The 16,308-nt window shown below is 70.0% G+C and carries 17 protein-coding genes and 2 tRNA genes; 9 read left to right on the top strand and 10 right to left on the bottom strand.

The genetic code is table 11. The annotated features are described in order from the left end of the window. Positions 1-131 precede the first annotated feature (131 nt). On the bottom strand, positions 132-350 hold the full coding sequence (locus tag JHN45_RS41380) for a DUF2277 domain-containing protein (protein WP_200717793.1): 219 nt from the start codon (positions 348-350) through the stop codon (positions 132-134). A gap of 122 nt (positions 351-472) precedes the next feature. Here JHN45_RS41380 and JHN45_RS41375 point away from each other — a divergent pair, with 122 nt between their 5' ends. The 4 genes from JHN45_RS41375 (at position 473) to JHN45_RS41360 (ending at position 2,776) form a co-directional block, all read left to right on the top strand. Then, positions 473-1,414: a ketopantoate reductase family protein gene (locus tag JHN45_RS41375; protein WP_201054530.1), complete on the top strand. Its 942-nt coding sequence runs from the start codon at positions 473-475 to the stop codon at positions 1,412-1,414. A gap of 26 nt (positions 1,415-1,440) precedes the next feature. After that, positions 1,441-1,887 carry a hypothetical protein gene (locus JHN45_RS41370; RefSeq protein ID WP_201054529.1) on the top strand — a complete coding sequence of 149 codons (447 nt, stop codon included), beginning with the start codon at positions 1,441-1,443 and terminating at the stop codon, positions 1,885-1,887. Positions 1,888-1,978: 91 nt separating this feature from the next. After that, positions 1,979-2,335: a hypothetical protein gene (locus JHN45_RS41365; RefSeq protein WP_201054528.1), complete on the top strand. Its 357-nt coding sequence runs from the start codon at positions 1,979-1,981 to the stop codon at positions 2,333-2,335. A 45-nt stretch (positions 2,336-2,380) separates the two neighbouring features. Further along, positions 2,381-2,776 (top strand): nuclear transport factor 2 family protein, encoded by a 396-nt coding sequence (locus JHN45_RS41360; RefSeq protein ID WP_200716196.1) that lies wholly within the window; start codon positions 2,381-2,383, stop codon positions 2,774-2,776. A 19-nt stretch (positions 2,777-2,795) separates the two neighbouring features. On the opposite strand, the gene JHN45_RS41355 is transcribed toward JHN45_RS41360, so the two are convergent. Beyond that, positions 2,796-2,990 (bottom strand): hypothetical protein, encoded by a 195-nt coding sequence (locus JHN45_RS41355; RefSeq protein WP_374195670.1) that lies wholly within the window; start codon positions 2,988-2,990, stop codon positions 2,796-2,798. A 7-nt stretch (positions 2,991-2,997) separates the two neighbouring features. On the opposite strand from JHN45_RS41355, the gene JHN45_RS53575 reads away from it, so the two are divergent. Continuing rightward, positions 2,998-3,198, top strand: coding sequence for a hypothetical protein (locus JHN45_RS53575; protein ID WP_236584681.1), 201 nt, complete (start codon positions 2,998-3,000; stop codon positions 3,196-3,198). A gap of 528 nt (positions 3,199-3,726) precedes the next feature. On the opposite strand, the gene JHN45_RS41350 is transcribed toward JHN45_RS53575, so the two are convergent. After that, entirely contained in the window at positions 3,727-4,626 is a 900-nt protein-coding gene (locus JHN45_RS41350; RefSeq protein WP_200716199.1) for an NmrA/HSCARG family protein, read from the bottom strand. A gap of 104 nt (positions 4,627-4,730) precedes the next feature. Here JHN45_RS41350 and JHN45_RS41345 point away from each other — a divergent pair, with 104 nt between their 5' ends. Continuing rightward, a complete protein-coding gene (locus JHN45_RS41345) occupies positions 4,731-5,474 on the top strand; it encodes a TetR/AcrR family transcriptional regulator (RefSeq protein ID WP_201054526.1) in 744 nt (247 codons plus the stop codon). 102 nt (positions 5,475-5,576) lie between these two features. Here the strand turns inward: JHN45_RS41345 and JHN45_RS41340 are convergent. Continuing rightward, a tRNA-Val gene (locus JHN45_RS41340) sits at positions 5,577-5,651 on the bottom strand. Positions 5,652-5,867: 216 nt separating this feature from the next. Here JHN45_RS41340 and JHN45_RS54545 point away from each other — a divergent pair. Together JHN45_RS54545 and JHN45_RS41330 are read left to right on the top strand one after the other, a co-directional pair. Beyond that, positions 5,868-6,650, top strand: coding sequence for a DUF4097 family beta strand repeat-containing protein (locus tag JHN45_RS54545; protein ID WP_201054525.1), 783 nt, complete (start codon positions 5,868-5,870; stop codon positions 6,648-6,650). 71 nt (positions 6,651-6,721) lie between these two features. Beyond that, the gene (locus tag JHN45_RS41330; RefSeq protein ID WP_200716202.1) at positions 6,722-8,110 is read left to right on the top strand and encodes a hypothetical protein; all 1,389 of its coding nucleotides are present in this window, start codon (positions 6,722-6,724) and stop codon (positions 8,108-8,110) included. 59 nt (positions 8,111-8,169) lie between these two features. Here JHN45_RS41330 and JHN45_RS41325 read toward each other — a convergent pair. From JHN45_RS41325 to JHN45_RS41310, 4 genes are all read right to left on the bottom strand, one after another. Continuing rightward, positions 8,170-8,243: transfer RNA gene (locus JHN45_RS41325), tRNA-Val, on the bottom strand. A 141-nt stretch (positions 8,244-8,384) separates the two neighbouring features. After that, positions 8,385-9,554 carry an amidase domain-containing protein gene (locus JHN45_RS41320; RefSeq protein WP_200716203.1) on the bottom strand — a complete coding sequence of 390 codons (1,170 nt, stop codon included), beginning with the start codon at positions 9,552-9,554 and terminating at the stop codon, positions 8,385-8,387. Between the two features lie 109 nt (positions 9,555-9,663). Beyond that, positions 9,664-10,944, bottom strand: coding sequence for a hypothetical protein (locus tag JHN45_RS41315; RefSeq protein WP_200716204.1), 1,281 nt, complete (start codon positions 10,942-10,944; stop codon positions 9,664-9,666). 43 nt (positions 10,945-10,987) lie between these two features. Then, positions 10,988-13,180: a transglycosylase domain-containing protein gene (locus JHN45_RS41310; protein ID WP_201054531.1), complete on the bottom strand. Its 2,193-nt coding sequence runs from the start codon at positions 13,178-13,180 to the stop codon at positions 10,988-10,990. Positions 13,181-13,478: 298 nt separating this feature from the next. Here JHN45_RS41310 and JHN45_RS41305 point away from each other — a divergent pair, with 298 nt between their 5' ends. Beyond that, positions 13,479-13,691 carry a zinc ribbon domain-containing protein gene (locus tag JHN45_RS41305; RefSeq protein ID WP_200717656.1) on the top strand — a complete coding sequence of 71 codons (213 nt, stop codon included), beginning with the start codon at positions 13,479-13,481 and terminating at the stop codon, positions 13,689-13,691. Positions 13,692-13,777: 86 nt separating this feature from the next. Here the strand turns inward: JHN45_RS41305 and JHN45_RS41300 are convergent, their stop codons facing one another. Together JHN45_RS41300 and JHN45_RS41295 are read right to left on the bottom strand one after the other, a co-directional pair. Beyond that, on the bottom strand, positions 13,778-14,593 hold the full coding sequence (locus JHN45_RS41300) for an HAD family hydrolase (RefSeq protein ID WP_201054524.1): 816 nt from the start codon (positions 14,591-14,593) through the stop codon (positions 13,778-13,780). Next, on the bottom strand, positions 14,593-16,308 hold a 1,716-nt coding region (locus tag JHN45_RS41295; RefSeq protein WP_201054523.1), incomplete at its 5' end, for a cysteine protease StiP domain-containing protein. The genes JHN45_RS41300 and JHN45_RS41295, both read right to left, overlap by 1 nt.

The raw sequence follows: 16,308 nt of genomic DNA, 5'->3' as shown, positions 1-16,308 counted from the left end.
CAACGGCCGTCCCTGTGCCACAGGGACGGCCGTTCCGCGTCCCAAAGGGGCGCCGGGCCGTGACATGTGCGGCTCCGCCGCGTGGGCGCGACCAGCCCCCACCGGCCCGCGCTTTGATCACATCACCGCACTCACCGCGTCGCTCCTCTCACCTCGAGCCCGGCCAGCAGCTCAGCCGTCGCGTCGGCGATCAGATCAACCGCGCGGTCGAAGACCTCGCGGTTGTGCGCGGCGGGCGCCCGGAACCCGGAGACCTTGCGCACGTACTGCAGCGCGGCGGCGCGGATCTCCTCCTCCGTGGCCTCGTCGGGCAGGGCGGGCGGTCGAAGAGTCTTGATACTGCGGCACATACGTCCAGTCTCGCGCCACGAAAGCGATACCGCCGCCGCTCTCCCGAACACGCCTGCGATGATCTTTCCGAGGCGGCCACCGTCACCGTGCACGGGGCCGACCTGACGAGAGGACGAAGAACATGGCGAACAACGAACTCACCGTGGCCGTGCTGGGCCCCGGCGGCGTGGGCGGTCTGCTCGCGGCGCTGCTGTCCCGGGCCGGCCACCGGGTGATCTGCCTGGCCGGAGAAGAAACGGCCGACTCCCTGCGCAGCGACGGGATCCGGGTCCGCAGCGCCGCCTTCGGCGACTTCACGGCACCGGTGGAAGCGGACACGGAACTACGCGAACCGGTCGACGCCTGCCTGATCACCGTCAAGGCGACGGCACTCGACGCGGCACTGGCCCGCGTCCCCGCCACCGCACTGGGCGACGGTCTCCTCGTCCCCTTCCTGAACGGCGTCGAACACCCGGCCCGTCTCCGCGCCCACCACCCGCCCGCCCAGGTCGCCCCCGCGATCATCCGGGTCGAGTCAACTCGCGTCGCCCCGGGGGTGATTGAGCACGGCAGCCCGTTCGCGGAGATCGACGTCACGGGCGACCCGGTCCCCCGCGAACGCCTGGAGGCTCTCGCGGCCGCCCTGCGCGCGGCAGGCCCCACCACCCGGGTCCTGCCCGACGAGACGGCGGCGCTCTGGGCCAAGATGACGTTCCTGGCCCCACTGGCCCTCCTCACCACCCTCCCCCATTCTCGACTTCGCTCGAACGGGGGGACCCCCATCGACCTCCCCCTGGGCGACGTACGCACGCGCCACCGCGAGGAGTTGACGGCCCTGCTGGAGGAGACGGCGGCGGTGAGCCGGTCCTACGGCGGCCCGTCCGACCCGGTGGGGGCGCTGGCCCGCTACGACACGTTCCCGCCGGGCACCAAGTCGTCGATGCAGCGCGACGCGGAGGCGCACCGCCCGCTCGAACTGGACGCGATCGGCGGGGCGTTGCTGCGGGCGGCGGAACGGAAGGGCATCGCGGTGCCGGTGGCGGCAGGGCTGGTAAGGGAGTTGGGGGCGTCGCAGCCCAACTGACCGGTGGCGCCCGGTAGTCTCCGCCCGTGACGGGGCCGAATCAGGCAGAGGACGCGTTCAGGAACCGGTGCGCGAGCGCCGCGAGGCTGCTGGCACCGTTCGCCCATCACTTCATCGCCCGGGTCTCCTTCGAGGCCCAGGACGACGAGGAGTCGTTGGAGATCACCCTCCGGGACGGGCCGTCGAAGCCGGAGGCCGTCATCTCCCTCGCCGGCGTCCGCCATGTCGGGCTGTCGAAGGGCCCCGGGCTCTCCGGCTGCTTCGTCGACGCGATCTCCGTGATCCACCTGCCGAGGACGCCGCTTCCCTGGCCCGAGGAAGCGGCTGCCCTCGTCGGCCGGTCGGGCGGTCCGGAAGAACTCGTCTGGCTGCGGCTCGTCGGCCCGGCGGAGATCGACGTGATCGCCTCGATCCTGACCGTCTACGTGGCCATGAGCGACGACGAGGCGTCGACGGGCCCGACCACCGTCTGAGACGGCCGGCGCGTCCGCGGTCCCACACCCGTTCGTATGAAGTCCCGGAAGGAACTCGCGACCCAAATTCGAACAGGCGTAGCATTAGCGCGTGGCAACGACCTATGACTTCCCTAGCGACCTCCTCGCCGGTCAGGAGGAGCTGCATCAGGTCCGGGCAGAGCTGACGACCCTGCTGAAGCGGCTGCCCTGGTCGGTCGAGCCCCTGGACGGGTTCAGCGACACGGGCGGCTGGCGCAAGGTGGAACGCCCCGCCTCCCCCGGCTGGACGCCCGACGAACAGGCCGAGGTGGAGAAGCTCAGGCAGCGCGAGCACGAACTCGCGGTCTTCGTCAGCGGCCACCGCTTCTGGACGGAAGTCACCGCGACGGACCGCGTCGAGTCACGGATGAAGCTGAAGCACGCCCACGAGGCGCCACCGGCGGACGAAAAGGCGGACAATGGGTGAGTTGAGCCTCATATCGCCGAAGCAACCGAGAGGCGGCGATCGATCATGGCCGACCACCCGCACGCACTCCTCGTCCGCAAGGGCTACGACGCCTTCGTCCGCGGGGACATGGACACCCTGCGCTCGCTGATGTCCTCGGACGTCACGCACCACGTCCCCGGCAGCCACCCGCTGTCCGGCGACTTCAAGGGCCTGGACGCGGCCATCGACATGTACGGTCAGCTCTTCGCGCAAACGAACGGCACCCTGCGCGTCGAACTGCGCAACGTCCTCGTCGACGGCCGGGGCCACGCGGTCACGCTCCACCGCTTCACGGCCGAGCGCGACGGCAAGCACATCGACGAAACCGGCGGCATCGTCTTCCGCATCCTCGGCGACAAGATCACGGACCTGGACGAGTGCGTCGAGGACATCGACAAGGCGAACGAGTTCTGGTCCTGACCCCGCCGTCGTCGTCGAACTACGGCTTGCGCAGCGCCCGTTGGGCGAGTGCCAGCACCGTCACGGCCCCGACGACTCCGACCGCCCCGACGACCGGCACCCCGCCGAAACGGACCCCGGTGCCGGTCCCCGCTCCGACTCCGGCCCCGACCTCCCGGAACCCGCGCGTCGCACGCCATGACAGCACCGACCACCGCGACTGCGCGGACAGCACGGACCCCGTGCTGAGCCACGAACCCGCCGAGACGAAAGACAGCGCCGAGCCGATCGACCCGACCGACAGCGAACTGCCGATCGACCCGACGGACAGGGCCGACCCGACGGACCCGATGGACAACACCGACCCCACCGAACCGATCGACAACACCGAGTCCTTCGACCACAGGGACAACACGGAACCCGAGGGCGTGGCGCCAGGTTGAGTCATGAGCCCATCCTGCCCACCGCCCCCGAAATCCGCGAGCGCCTTCCGTCACCTTCCGTAGAATCCCCGGCGTGACCGGAAGCGTCGTGCTGTGGGACTTCGACGGAACCCTGGCGTTCCGGGACGGCATGTGGCGCGGCTGCCTGATGGAGGCGCTCACCGAGGTCGCACCCGGCCACGGCGCGACCCACGCCGATCTGGCACCCGGGCTGCAGGACGGATTGAACCGGCCGCCCGCGCCGCGCGGGGCGTACGGGCCCACTACACCGACGCGACCCGCTGGACCGTCTTCCCCGACACCGTCGCCGCGCTGGCGGAGTTGTCCGAAGCCGGCTGGCGCCACGTCGTCGTCAGCAACCACGTCCCGGAACTCGACGGCCTGCTTCTCGAAGATCCGGCGGTTCGGCTCCTCCCGGCCGGACTCCGATGAGTTGACCACAGTCGCGAAGTGTCCGGCGAGGTCTCGAGGTCCCGTACCGGCGCGGAACGGGTTGCGACCTGCCGTACGGCGCATCCTCTCCGACGGCTAGGAGGGCTCGCCGAGCCGCTCCCGCAACCGCGCCGTGCCGGATTCCGCGAGCCAGTCCGCGAGTGTGCGCAGTCCGGGGTGGATGACGCGCAGCGCCTCGATGTCCGCGTGCCAGCGTGATCCGGCTGCCCAGCGTTCCCGGACCTCGGCCACCTCGGGGTGGAGCGCGGCGGCTTCGGCGTGGGTGAGCTGCTCGTAGCGCACCGTGACACCGGTGGCCTCGCCGATGGCGGCGACCGCCTCGGCCGGAGTGGGGGCGTCCCCGGCCAGCTCCAGGGTTCGCCCCGCGAAGCGGTCCGGCTGGTCGAAGGCCAGCGCGGCGAATTCGGCGATGTCCTCCACCGCGATGATCTGGGCGGGCTCGTCCGGCGGGAAGACGTGCCGGTGCACGCCGTGGACGATGCCGTCGAATCCCATGGGTGTCGATGCGAGATAGTTCGACATGAACCGCACCGGGCGCAGCACGGTCACCGACCGGATCCGCTCCCGCAGCTGGTCCTCGACGCGTTTCTTCCCCTCGGAGCCACCCGGGCGTCCCGGTGTGGACGCGACGCCCGTGAAGACGACGTGCTCGATCCCGGCGGCGACCGCGGCATCGGTCAGCGCCCGGCCCCGGGCGAACTCCCGTTCCACGTCGGCACCGGCCGGTCCGAACACCGCGGGAGGTACGGCGAACAGTGCCGCCGCTCCCTCCAGTGCCGCGGGCAAACCGGACGGGTCGTCGAAGTCGCCGAGGACGAGTTCGGCCCCCGCGGTTTCGAGTGCCTTGGCGGCGAGTGTGGTCGTGTCCCGCACGAGTGCGCGCACCGGTCTGCCGGCCGCCAGCAGCCGGCGTGCGGTGGCGCCGCCCTGTTTGCCGGTCGCACCGGTCACGACGACCAAGCGGTCAGTGGTCATGTCGTCCTCCGCCCCGGGATGGTCGGTGGTCATGGTGGCTCGGGCCCGAGGTCGATGTGGAATGCTGCACCCGGTTGAGTCCGGCGGACAAGGGATTACGTGACATGACGGCAACTCCCAAGGAAGTCGGCCGGGTTGATGCCCGCCGCAACCGGATGAAGGTGCTCGCCGCAGCCTCGCGGGCGTTCGACGAGCACGGTCTCGACATCTCGCTCGGCGCGATCGCACGGCAGGCGGGGGTCGGCGCGGGCACCGTGTACCGGCACTTCCCCAGCAAGGAGTTCCTGCTGGAGGCCGTGCTCGTCCAGCAGATCGACGACCATGTGGACGACGCTCGACGGTGGGCGGCCCGTACCGACCCTGTCGCGGCGTTCTTCGGATTCCTGCTGAAGGTCGTCGAGACCTCCCACGGGCGCAAGCACGCGTGCGACGCCCTGACCGCGGAGACGAGCTGGCCGCGCCCCGGTCTGGTCGCGTCGGCGCGGCGCTTCCGCCAGGCACTCGACGAGCTGCTGCACGCGGCCCAGCGGGCGGGCGGGGTCCGTGCCGACGTCAGCGCGGACGACGTCGCCGCGCTCACCGTCGGCTGCGCCGCGATGTGGGCGGCGCACCGCGACCGGAACGGCGGCATCCGCATGGTGCGGCTGGCACTGGAGAGCCTGCGGAGTTCCGCGCCCGTCACGGAAGGGCGGGTGTTTCGTGACGCACCCGGCACGCTTCACGCGGCGCCGCGGTGCGAGGAGTGCGGGGCCCGGCTCGACGCCCGGTCCACCGGCCGTCCCGCCCGCTACTGCGGAGCGACCTGCCGACAGCGGGCCCGTCGCCGACGGCTCAGCGAGCGGCCGTAGAAGAGGAGAGCAGAAGAGGGCGAGCAGAAGAGGGAGAAAGGACCAAGGCCCGGATCTCCGGGTTCCTACCGGCTGATCCAGGCCTTGGTCGTGTCCTGAGACTGGTGGGCGCGGACGGTTTCGAACCGCCGACATTCGCCTTGTAAGGGCGACGCTCTACCCCTGAGCTACGCGCCCAGGACGAGTCGACAGCCTACATTGCCAGGGGGCCTGTCCTGCAAACCCGTATCCCCATCCGTATCCCCATCCGTATCCCCACGGAGATGTGCCGGGGGTTTTCCCCACCCCCGGTCCGGGAGTGCGCCGGATGCCATGGCGGGGCGTCGCTCCCTACGGTCGAGGGGAGCCGTAGGAGTCATCGGGACTCCGCGACCGTCCCAGGGGGAAATCATCGTGACCCGCACCCACAGCAGTCGTCGTGTCCTCGCCGCGACCGGCGGCCTCGCCCTGCTTCTCGTCGGCGCCACCGCGTGTGCCGGTGCCTCCGCCGGTGACGACAAGCATCCCGATCAGCGGACCTTCGCGCTGCCCGGTCGTACGCTCACCATCGATTCGGACGACTCCGCGCTCGAGGTCGTCGCCGCGGACTCCAATCCGGCGGGGAAGATCGAGGTCACCCGGTGGTGGCAGGGCAGCGTGGCGATCGGTTCGGATCCCAAGGTGACGTGGGCGATGAAGGGTGACCGGCTGGTGCTGCGGCTGAAGTGTTCCGGGGTGATCGCCGACTGCTCGGCCAAGCACCGGATCGAGGTGCCGCGCGGGGTCACGGTAAAGGTGGAGGACGGGGACGGGAGTGTGCGGGCGCGAGGGTTCAAGGACGCGCTGAGTGTGCGGACCGGCGACGGCTCCGTGCATGTGACCGACTCCACCGGGCCGCTGACGCTGCACACCGGGGACGGGTCCGTGCACGCCGAGGTGTCGTCGCGGGAGGTGCGCACCACCACCAGTGACGGGTCGGTGCACCTGGAGTTCGGGGTCGTACCGGATCTGGTGGAGTCCCGCAGCGGCGACGGGTCGGTGACGGTCGCGCTGCCCAAGGGGGCCGCCAAGTACCGGGTGACGACGAAGACCGGGGACGGCGGAGTGGATGTGTCGGTGCCCCGGGACTCGTCGAGTTCCCATGTGGTGAGCGCCCGTACGGGCGACGGGAAAGTCACGGTGCGGAACGCGAACTGACCGGCCCGTGTGTTCGTCCTCTACCGGTGGGAGAATGACAACGGTCAGGACACACAACACGGGAGAGGGATGTGACGGCGACACCAGCGCAGCCGTATTCGCCGCTCACACGGTCCCGGCGCGGTTCCGCCGCCGCCCGTGCCGCCTTCGACACCCTCACGCTGATCAGCCTGCCGCTGCTGGCCGCGCCGGTGCTGGCCGCCGCGTTCGCGGGCGGTGGCACCCGGCGCTGGTTCGGCGGGCGGGCGGAGAGCCAGCGGGCCGAGGCGCAGGCGGCGAAGGACGCCGCGGCCGCCGCGTTCTACGAGCTGGACACCGCCCAGCGGGATCTGCGGATCTCGATAGACACCATCACCGCGGTCGACGACTCGCCGGCCGCGCGCCGCGCGGTGACCGACTTCGAGGCGCTGGGCCGGCGGATCGACGAGGCGAGCGGCCGGTACATCAACGCCGTCGACGCGCACGACCTCGACCGCGACGACCTGGAGGCCGCCGCGGCGAACCGGGCCCGCGCCGAGCTGACCGCCGCGAAGGACCAACTCGGCCAGGTCAAGCAGGAGTTGGACCGGTTCGAGAGCGGGCTCGGGCCGCTGCTCGGCAAAGCGGAGACACAGCTCGCGCGGTTGGCGCCGGCCGTGGAGCGGGCCCGGCAGGCGCTGCTCGCCGCGAGCAACGCGCTGGACGCCGTACGGGCGTCGGGGCTGCGGGCCGATGATCTCGCCGGGCGGCTCGCCAAGCTCGGGCCGGAGCTGACGAAGCTGAACCAGGGCGCCGGGCAGCACGGGGTGCCGCAGACTCTGGAGCGGGCCACGCAGGTCGCGCGGGAGGCGGAGGCCATCACGGCCGAGGCCGGTCAACTGCCCGAGCGCGCCGCCGAGATCGACCACCGGCTGGTGTCGCTGCGGACCCGCGCGCAGGCGCTCACCACACGTGCGGGGCAGGTCGATCCGGTGCTGAGCGAGCTGCGGCGGCGGTTCTCGGCCGCCTGCTGGCAGGACCTCCAGCACGTGCCCGACCAGGCCGGCGAGAACGTACGGCAGGCCGAGCTGAAGCTGAAGGAGGCACAGGCCGCCCGGGACGCGCAGCGCTGGCCGGACGCCACGTCACTTCTGTCGACGGTACGGGCGCTGCTGAACACCACCGACGAGGCCGTGTCGGCGGCCGGTGACCGGCTGCGGCGGCTGAACGCCGTACAGAAGGACCCGCAGCAGGAGATCGACCGCACCCGCTTCGCGATCCGCGACGCCCAGCGCCTGGCCATGTCGGGCCGGACCACACCCGACCCGCGGCACGCCCGCCCGCTCGACGACGCCGTGGCCCGCCTGGACCGCGCGATCACCACGCTGGAGGGCCGCCACCCCGACTACTGGCACTTCCTGACCGAGACGGAGGCCGTACGACAGACGGTCGCCCGGGTGGTCGGCCAGATCCGCGAGGAGCGCGGGACGCCCGGGCACTGAGCCCGGTCCGCGAGTACGTCCCGCAGCGGCCGGCCTGGGCCTTGATCACGCCCTGAGACTGGTGGACGCGACGGTTCGGTACCGCCGACATTCGCCTTGTAAGGGCGACGCTCTCCCCATGACCTACGCGCCCAGGGCGAGCGCGAGGCCGTCAACCGGCACTTCGGCGACAAGCAGAGCCCGCCCGATCCGGTCGCGGACCTGAACGCGGATCGGCCCCCGGTCGCGCAGCGAAGCGACGGGGGGCCGATGACGTACTGCCGAGCCGCGAGGCTCAGGTGCGGTACGCGTAGTAGTACGCGTTCGGGTACGACGCGATGAGGCTCGACAGGGACCTGCGGTAGGTGTTGTTCGAGTGGTAGGTGACGTACGGGATGCCGTTGGCCTTGTACGTCACGATCATCGTGTGGTCCTTGGAGCCGTCCCGGTCGAAGTCGACCTGGATGACGTCGCCGACCTCGGCCTGGTAGACGTTGGCGAGCGGGGTGGTCCGCTTGGAGTTCTGGGCGAACCAGGACCACTCGTTGACGCCGACGAAGGAGTCCGACTGGATGTCGGCGTTGCCGAACCACTTCGTGTAGTCGTAGACGTAGCCCGGGACGTGCTTCCAGCCGCCGGCCTTGAGGGACTGGCTGACGAAGTTGGTGCAGTCGCCGCCGTCCGCGTGGCCGTTGAAGTTCGGGTAGTCCGTGTTGTAGACGTTCCAGTACTTCTCGGCGTAGGTCGCCATCGCCTTGTAGTCGTACGTCGTGCTCGTCTTCGGCACCGCCACCGGGTTGCGGGTGGTGGCCGCGCGCGGCGCGTCCGGCGTGGTGTTGCCGTCGTCGGCCGGGGCGGGGTTCGCCTTGACCGCGGGCTTGGCCACCGTGTTGACGGCGAGGCCGCCGGTGTCGGTGTCCTGGATGTTCGACAGCTGCCAGGTGCCCTGCTGGTCGGCCTTGAAGGTCAGCTCGTGGTGGGCCTGGAAGCCGGTGGTCTTCGGCGCTCCGGCGACGGCCTTCGCGTACGTCAGCGTGGTCGTCTCGGTGACGTCGGCCTTGGCGGTGCGGCCGGTGACCCGGGTCGCGTCGAGCGTGACCTTGGTGCTGCCCGTGCTGTACGTCTCGCCGAGCTTCGCGATGCTGCTCTGGCGGCCGCGCAGCTGGGTCAGCGCGGCCTTCTCGTCGCGCGTCTGGGTGCCGGAGAGCCGGACGTCGCCGGAGAAGCGCGAGGTGCTCTGCTTCGTGGTCGCCCCGTGGACAAGGGCCTGGGTGCGGTCGGTGAAGACCGCGTCGGCCAGCTTCTGGAAGGTCGCCTTGGTCGAGGCGTCCACGGTCGGGTCGTTCACGACGGCCGCGCCCGCGCTCCAGTTGGGCACGAGGGCGACACCGGCGACGACCGAGGCGGCCGCCGCCGAGACTATGGCCGTACGGCTCCTGCTACGGCTCAGTTTTCTGGATTTCAATGGGGTTCCCCTCTACGCCGGTACGCCTACCGGGCGAGGGCATCTTCGCACGCCATGTGTGGCTACTGTGAAGGGGGTTGCGGTTGGTGAGTTCACCAGTCGCGACAGGTCACTTGACCACCGTGGACCAGTCGGGCGACTGGGCCGGGTCCAGACTGCGCAACTGCTGCAAAGTCGTCGGCGACTGCACGTCCATCCAGTCCGACAACTCCTTGAAGGACACGCACTTCACGCCCTTCTTGGTGCAGATCTTCGGGATGATCGTGTCGATCGCCTTCATGTAGATGCTGCCGTTCCAGTTCTCGAAGTGGTTGCCGATGAACAGGGGCGCGCGGCTCCCGTAGTAGACCCGGTTGAAGCCGGCCATGTACGAGTCGACGGTCTTCTGTTCCCAGTCGGCGAACTTCGCGGGGTCGCCCTGGGTGGCGCCGTTGGACTGGTTGTAGAGGAAGTTGAAGTCCATCGACAGGGCCTGGATGTTGTTCCCGTAGGGGAGGAGTTCGAGCGGGAAGTCCCAGAGGCCGTCCTTCTTGGTGGGCCATATCTGGAAGTCGCCCGGGGAGCTGGCGTCGTACTTCCAGCCGTAACCCTTCAGCGCCTTCAGGAGGTTGGGCTGGCCCTCCAGGCAGGGGGCGCGGCCGCCGACGACCTCCTTCTTGAAGTCGAAGGGCAGGGCCGGGATGTCGGTGTAGCCGGTGTTGGTCTTCCAGTTCTCCACGAAGGAGAAGAACTGGTCGATCTCGCTCTTCCACTGCGCGACGCTCCAGTCACCGCCGCCCTTGGCCTCGCAGAAGTGGCCGTTGAAGTGGGTGCCGATGTCGTTGCCCTGCTCGTAGGCCAGGCGGAGTTGCTCCAGGGTGTCGCGGATGTGCTGGTCGGTGGGGAAGTCGATCGCGGCGGAGCCCACCGGGTGCATCGGCGGGTGGTACAGGTCCCTCTTGCTCTTGGGCAGCAGATAGATGCCCGTGAGGAAGAAGGTCATGTGGGCGTTGTACTCCTTGGCCATCTCCCGGTAATGCGAGAAGAGTTTGTCGTCCCCCTGCAGGGCCCCGTCCCAGGAGAAGACGACGAACTGGGGTGGTTTCTCACCGGGCTTGAGCGGTACGGCCTTCAACTGGTCCTTCTGCGGCCCCGTGTACGAGGTCGAGCCGTCCCCCAGCACCTGCGTCTTGCCGTCCCAGACGGGTTCCTTGGTCGACTTCGGCGAGGCGTTCTTGCCGGCCGACGCGGTCGGCGTCGTGTTGTCCCGGTTCAACGCCAGATACCCGGTCACCAGTGAGGCGACGACAAGGAACACGGCCAGGGTGAGGAACCCCGGTTTCGGGGTACGGCGACGCGGTTCGGGTGCTCGGCGGCGGCGGCCGGACGGCGCCTTCGTCGGGGGCTTCATGGGCGGCTCATTCTGCGAGGAGGTGGCGGTTGCGCTGCGGTGGTCAGCCGAGCGGGGTCATGGCTCTCGACCAGATGCCGTAGGGGACGTCGGTGACTGGGGTGCCGGAGATTCCTTTCAGCGGCAGGGGTTCGAGGCTCTTGCTCAGGTCGATGCGGTAGACGACGACGGCGGTCGACACGGACTTGGCGGTGCCGACGTACCAGGCCGCGGTGTCGTCCTGGGTGGTACCGGTCTTGCCCGCCACCTCGGCTCCGGCGGCCTTGGCGGCGGTGGGATGCGCGAGGCCGAAGGAGTCCGCGAGCGCCTCCGTCACCTCACGCGCGGTCTCCTTGCTGATCGCCCGGTTCGGCTCCGGCCGCGCCAGGGCGACCGCGGCGCCGTTGCGGGTGATACGGCGGACCGAGTACGGCTCGGTGTGGACGCCCCCGGCGTCGAACGTGCCGTACGCGCTCGCCATGCGCAGGGCGCTGGGCGTGGCGTTGCCCAGGGACAGCGCGGGTACCTGCGCCCCGAAACTGGAGGAGAGCAGTCCGGCCTTCTCGGCGGTCGCCCGCACGGTCGACAGGCCGGTGTCCATGCCGAGCTGCATGAACGGGGTGTTCACGGACTGGGCGAGGGCCTGGCGCAGACTGATCTGCCCGTAGGACTTCTTGCCGTCGTTGTGCGCGGCGACCTTCTTGCCGCTGCGGTCCCAGTACGGCCCCTCCGGTGTGGTCACCGGCACGCCGTCGTTCCCGTCGTACAGCGTCTCCGGGGTGACCGGCGTCGGCGGTTGCCCCCGGGTCTTGGTGACCCCGTGCTCCAACGCGGCGGCGTAGACGAAGGGTTCGAAGGCCGAACCGGCCGGGACGGTGGTCGCGTTGGACTCGTTGAAGCCCTGCGTACGGTGGTCGGGGCCGCCGTAGACCGCGAGTATGCGGCCGTCGGAGGCCACCGAGGAGGCACCGTAGTGGGCGGCCTTCGCATTGGCGGGGTCGTCCTTCTGCGCGGCCTTGCGGGCCTTGGTGACGGCGTCCGTCAGCTCGGTCTCGCGGTTGCGGTCGAAGGTCGTGTAGATCTGGTAGCCGCCGAGGTCGAAGTCCTTGTCCGAGATGTGCCCGGTCTTCTTCGCGTACTGCGTCGCCAGCTCGACCAGGTAGTCGCTCTGCTTGCCGGTGTCGTACGTCTTCGACTGCTTGAGCGGCTCGGGGAAGGTCTTGTACTTGGCGCGCTCGGCCGGCGACAGCTTGCCGATCTTCACCATGCGGTCCAGGATCCAGGACCAACGGGCCACCGCCCGGGCGTGGTTGGCCTTGCTGATCGTCGGGTCGTAGAGGCCCGCGCCCTTCAGCAGGGAGGCGAGGAAGGCGCCCTCGCTGGCGTTGAGCTGGCTGACGTCCTTGCCGTAGTAGGCCTGCGAGGCGCGCTGCAGACCGTAGGTGCCGCGGCCGAACCAGCTGGTGTTGAGATAGCCCTCGAGGATCTTGTCCTTGCTCATCTTGTTGTCGAGCTTGAGGGAGATCATCGCTTCGGTGAATTTGCGGCTCACCGTCTGGTTCTGGGTCAGATAGACGTTTTTGACGTACTGCTGGGTGATCGTCGAGCCGCCCTCGGTGTCACCCTCGCCGACCGTGCGATAGAGGGCGCGGGCGATGCCCTTCATCGAAATGCCGGGATCGCTGTAGAAGCTCTCGTTCTCGGCGGCGAGCACCGCCCAGCGGACATCGGTCGGGATGTCCTTCAGCGGCATGGCCTGCCGCTGCACCCAGCCGGTACGGGCCATGGGCGTGCCGTCGGACCAGAAGTACACGTTGTCCTGCTGGGTCGCGTACGTGTTGAGGTTCGAGGGGATGTCGGTGGCCGCGTAGGCGACGACCAGGAACAGTCCGCTGAGCCCGACGGAGGCGAGCGCTCCCCCGAGCCACTGCCGCCAGGACGGTATCCAGCGGCGCCAGTCGGTACGGCCCGGGCGCGGGTACTGCGGGCGCATCTTGCGGACGTACGGCGTGAGGAAGATCACGACCGGGGCGAGGCGGGCGATGAGGGGAGCGAAGCGGGGGCCGAGGGCCTGGGCGAGGCGGGAGAGACGGGTGCGGAGGGACGGGCGGGGGGCTTTGCGGCCCCGGTGCCGTACCGGTTTCGTCTCCCCCTCGGGTATCTCGGGGGCCTCGGGGGCCGCCGGTATCGCCAGGTCGGACAAGCGCAGCTGCATGGTCTCGTCCGGCCGGAACCCGGCGGGGAGCTTCAACTGCATGGTCTCGTCCGGCCGCTGAGGCTGCTCCCCCTCCCCCTCGTGGGTCACGACGTCTCCCTCCGCACTCCATATTGCTCGCACAGGCAGACGCACAGACGTACGAGGGTCTTACAAGGTTGCCGTGGACGCGGCTGCAAATCCCGGTTCCCCCCGGCCTCACAGGTCACGCGGCGAACTCAAATTACCAGTGGTCTTCGCAAGTTCTCCATATAAGAAAACGACAGAACAGGACACAGCCGAAACCTTCATGAAAAAACAAGGTGCCGTCTTCATGTCAGCGCGGCGTTAGCCTGATGCCATGCCTCGCTATGAGTACCGCTGCCGTACCTGCGGATCGACGTTCGAAGTCAGCCGGCCGATGGCGGAGTCGTCCGCGCCGGCGGACTGCCCTGCGGGGCATGACGACACGGTGAAGTTGCTGTCGGCTGTGGCTGTGGGCGGGACTGCGTCCGCCCCCGCGGCCGGAGGTGGCGGCGGGGGCGGTTGCTGTGGTGGAGGGTGTTGCGGCTAGGGGGCCCTGTGCTTGGTCGGGTGCGGGTGCGTTGTGGCTGGTCGCGCCCACGCGGCGGAGCCGCAAATCGATACAGTCCCGCGCCCCTAAGGGGTTGCCCTCAGGAACTCTTCGAGGATCCGTTCGCCTGCCTGGACGCCTCGCTCCGGTAGGGCCGTGACATTCGGGGCCGTCCACGCCTCGTCTGCCAGTTCGCCGTGGCCTGGGCGCCAGCCCTTGTCTGCTGCCAGGAGGAGGTCGGCGTCCAGGAGGGAGTCGCCCGCTGCGAGGGTCAGGTCGGCACCGGTTCTGTGAGCTACCTCTCGCATGGCGGCGCTCTTGGTGAGGGGCTTCGGGACGGCGTAGATCTTGCGGCCCTGGAGAGAGACCGTCCAGCCGCGGTTCTCGGCCCAGACCGCGAGTTCCTTCACCCACTCCTCGGGGAGGAGTTCGCGCTCCACGACGAGGTACGCGAAGAGATCCTCGGCGACGCGGTGCTTGCGTACCCAGGACGGGTCGGCGGAGTCGGCCAGGTACTGGCGGACCTCCTCCAGCGGCGCGCACTCGGCGGCCAGCTTCGCCTGCACCCCGGCGTGCCAGTCCTCGTCGGTCACGCCGTCGACGAGAAGGTGGCCGCCGTTGGCGCAGATCGCGTACCTCGGCTCCGGGCCGGGCAGGCTGATGCGCTGGTACTGCTTGCGGGTGCGGGTGGTGGTGGGCACGAAGACGGCCGTGTCGTCGCCGAGTCCGCCGAGTTCGGTGAGGAGTCCGGCCGCGGTCTCGGTCATGAAGGAGAGCGGCTTGCTCTCGTGCACCTCCACGCAGAGCAGCCGGGGTGCCCGCGCGTCCGGCATGGTCAGGGCGAGGGCGGCCGAGGAGTAGATGAGCGTACGGTCGAGGTCGCTCGCGACGAGTACCGGCATCAGACCGACACCGCCTTGCCGTCGGCACCGGTCGCACCGCGCGTGTACTTGGGGTGGATCAACCCCACGCAGGTGTACGGCAGTTCGGCCACCTCCTCGACGGGCACGCCTCTCTGCTCGGCGAGCAGTCTGACGTGGTCGAGGTCGGCGCCCGCACCGGCCCGCGCGAGGATCTTCCAGGGCACCCGGCGCAACAGCACCCGGGTGGTCTCGCCGACACCGGGCTTGACGAGGTTCACGTCGTGGATGCCGTACTCCTCGCTGATCCGCTCGACTGCCGCCCAGCCCTCCCAGGTTGGGGTGCGGTCGGCGGCGAGCAGTTCCTTGGCGAGGACGGTCACCGCGTCCGAGACCTCCGGGAAGCGGGCGGCGACGGCGTCCAGGAAGTCCACCGAGACGTCCACGCCCGCGAGTTCACGGTAGAACTTCGCGCCGTGGAAGTCGTGCGGGCCGACCAGGTCCGAGCGCAGCACCGTGCGCGAAATCAGGCCCGACACGGTCGAGTTGAGGCAGGCGGAGGGAATGAGGAAGTCCTCGCGGGTGCCGTACGTCTTCACGCAGGAGCCGGGGTCGGCCAGGACCGCGATCTCCGGGTCGAAGCCGGTGATGCCGTCGGACTCCTCGAACTCCCTGATCGCGTCGGCGAGTTCGCGGGTGATCGCGCCCTTGCCCGTCCAGCCGTCGACGAACACCACGTCGGCGGGGTCGTGATGGGCGGCGAGATAGCGCAGCGCGTTCGCGTCGATCCCTCGACCGCGCACGATCGACACCGCGTAGTGCGGCAGGTCGAGACCGTGGCGGTACTGGGCCCAGCGGCGCATCAGGACACCTACGGGGGTGCCGGCGCGGGCGAGCGACACGAGCACGGGGTGCGGTGAGCGCTCGGCGAGGACGAGTTCGGTGACCGCGCCGACCGCCAGCGCGAGGCGTCCTGCGGCCTCGTCCAGAGCGGTGTGGAACAGCTCCTGGTACTGCTCGCTCGGCTGGTACTCCACCGGCAGCGACTCCGCGTAGTGCGCCCCGCCGCTCTGGATCGCTTCCTCCCGCTCCTCGGTCGGCGCCTCCAGCGTCACGTCCGAGAGATCCTGGAGCAGCCAGCCGACCTCTTCCGGCGCGTACGAGGAGAAGGCGGGGCCGCGGAGGGGCTCGGGCAGCATGGGGGGCCTTTCGGGGACGTACGAGGGGATCACCGCGAGGACGACGTGCGGGGTGTGCGCGGCCAACTCGGCCAGCAGGCCGCGCAGTTCGGGGGTGTCTGCGCGGGAGTCGACGACCGCGACCACCGCGTCGAAGCCGGCGCCGGCGATGTTGTAGGCGTAGCGGTCACCGGGGCCGTCCGCGGGGGTGTCGTGGGCGGGGAAGGCGATGCGGGTGCGGATCGCGTAGCCGGGGTCGTCCACCGCGAGGACGGGGGAACGGGTGGTGGTGGAGTAGGTGACGTCGGCGTCGGCAATCTGCTCCAGCTCGCGGGCGAGTCTGAGGGGGGCGTACATCAGCTCTTCGAAACCGAGGATGTGTACGCGGTGGGCTTCCGGAGGGAGCGCCTCGGCCAGGCGGGCGGCCATGGCGGGGAGGGCGGCCTCCAGTCGTATTCGGTGGGCGGGGGTGAAGCCGTGACGGCCGCCGTCGGGGAGGTTGTGGGGCCAGCGGAGATCGACGCGTTTCGGCTGCGGGCCGGTGGGGGCTGGGCGCGCCCACGCGGCGGAGCCGCACAT

Source organism: Streptomyces sp. MBT53 (assembly GCF_016654115.1).
Taxonomy (GTDB): Bacteria; Actinomycetota; Actinomycetes; order Streptomycetales; family Streptomycetaceae; genus Streptomyces.
The sequence above is the reverse complement of the archived record's forward strand: the minus strand, read 5'-3'. Positions and strand labels throughout refer to the sequence as shown.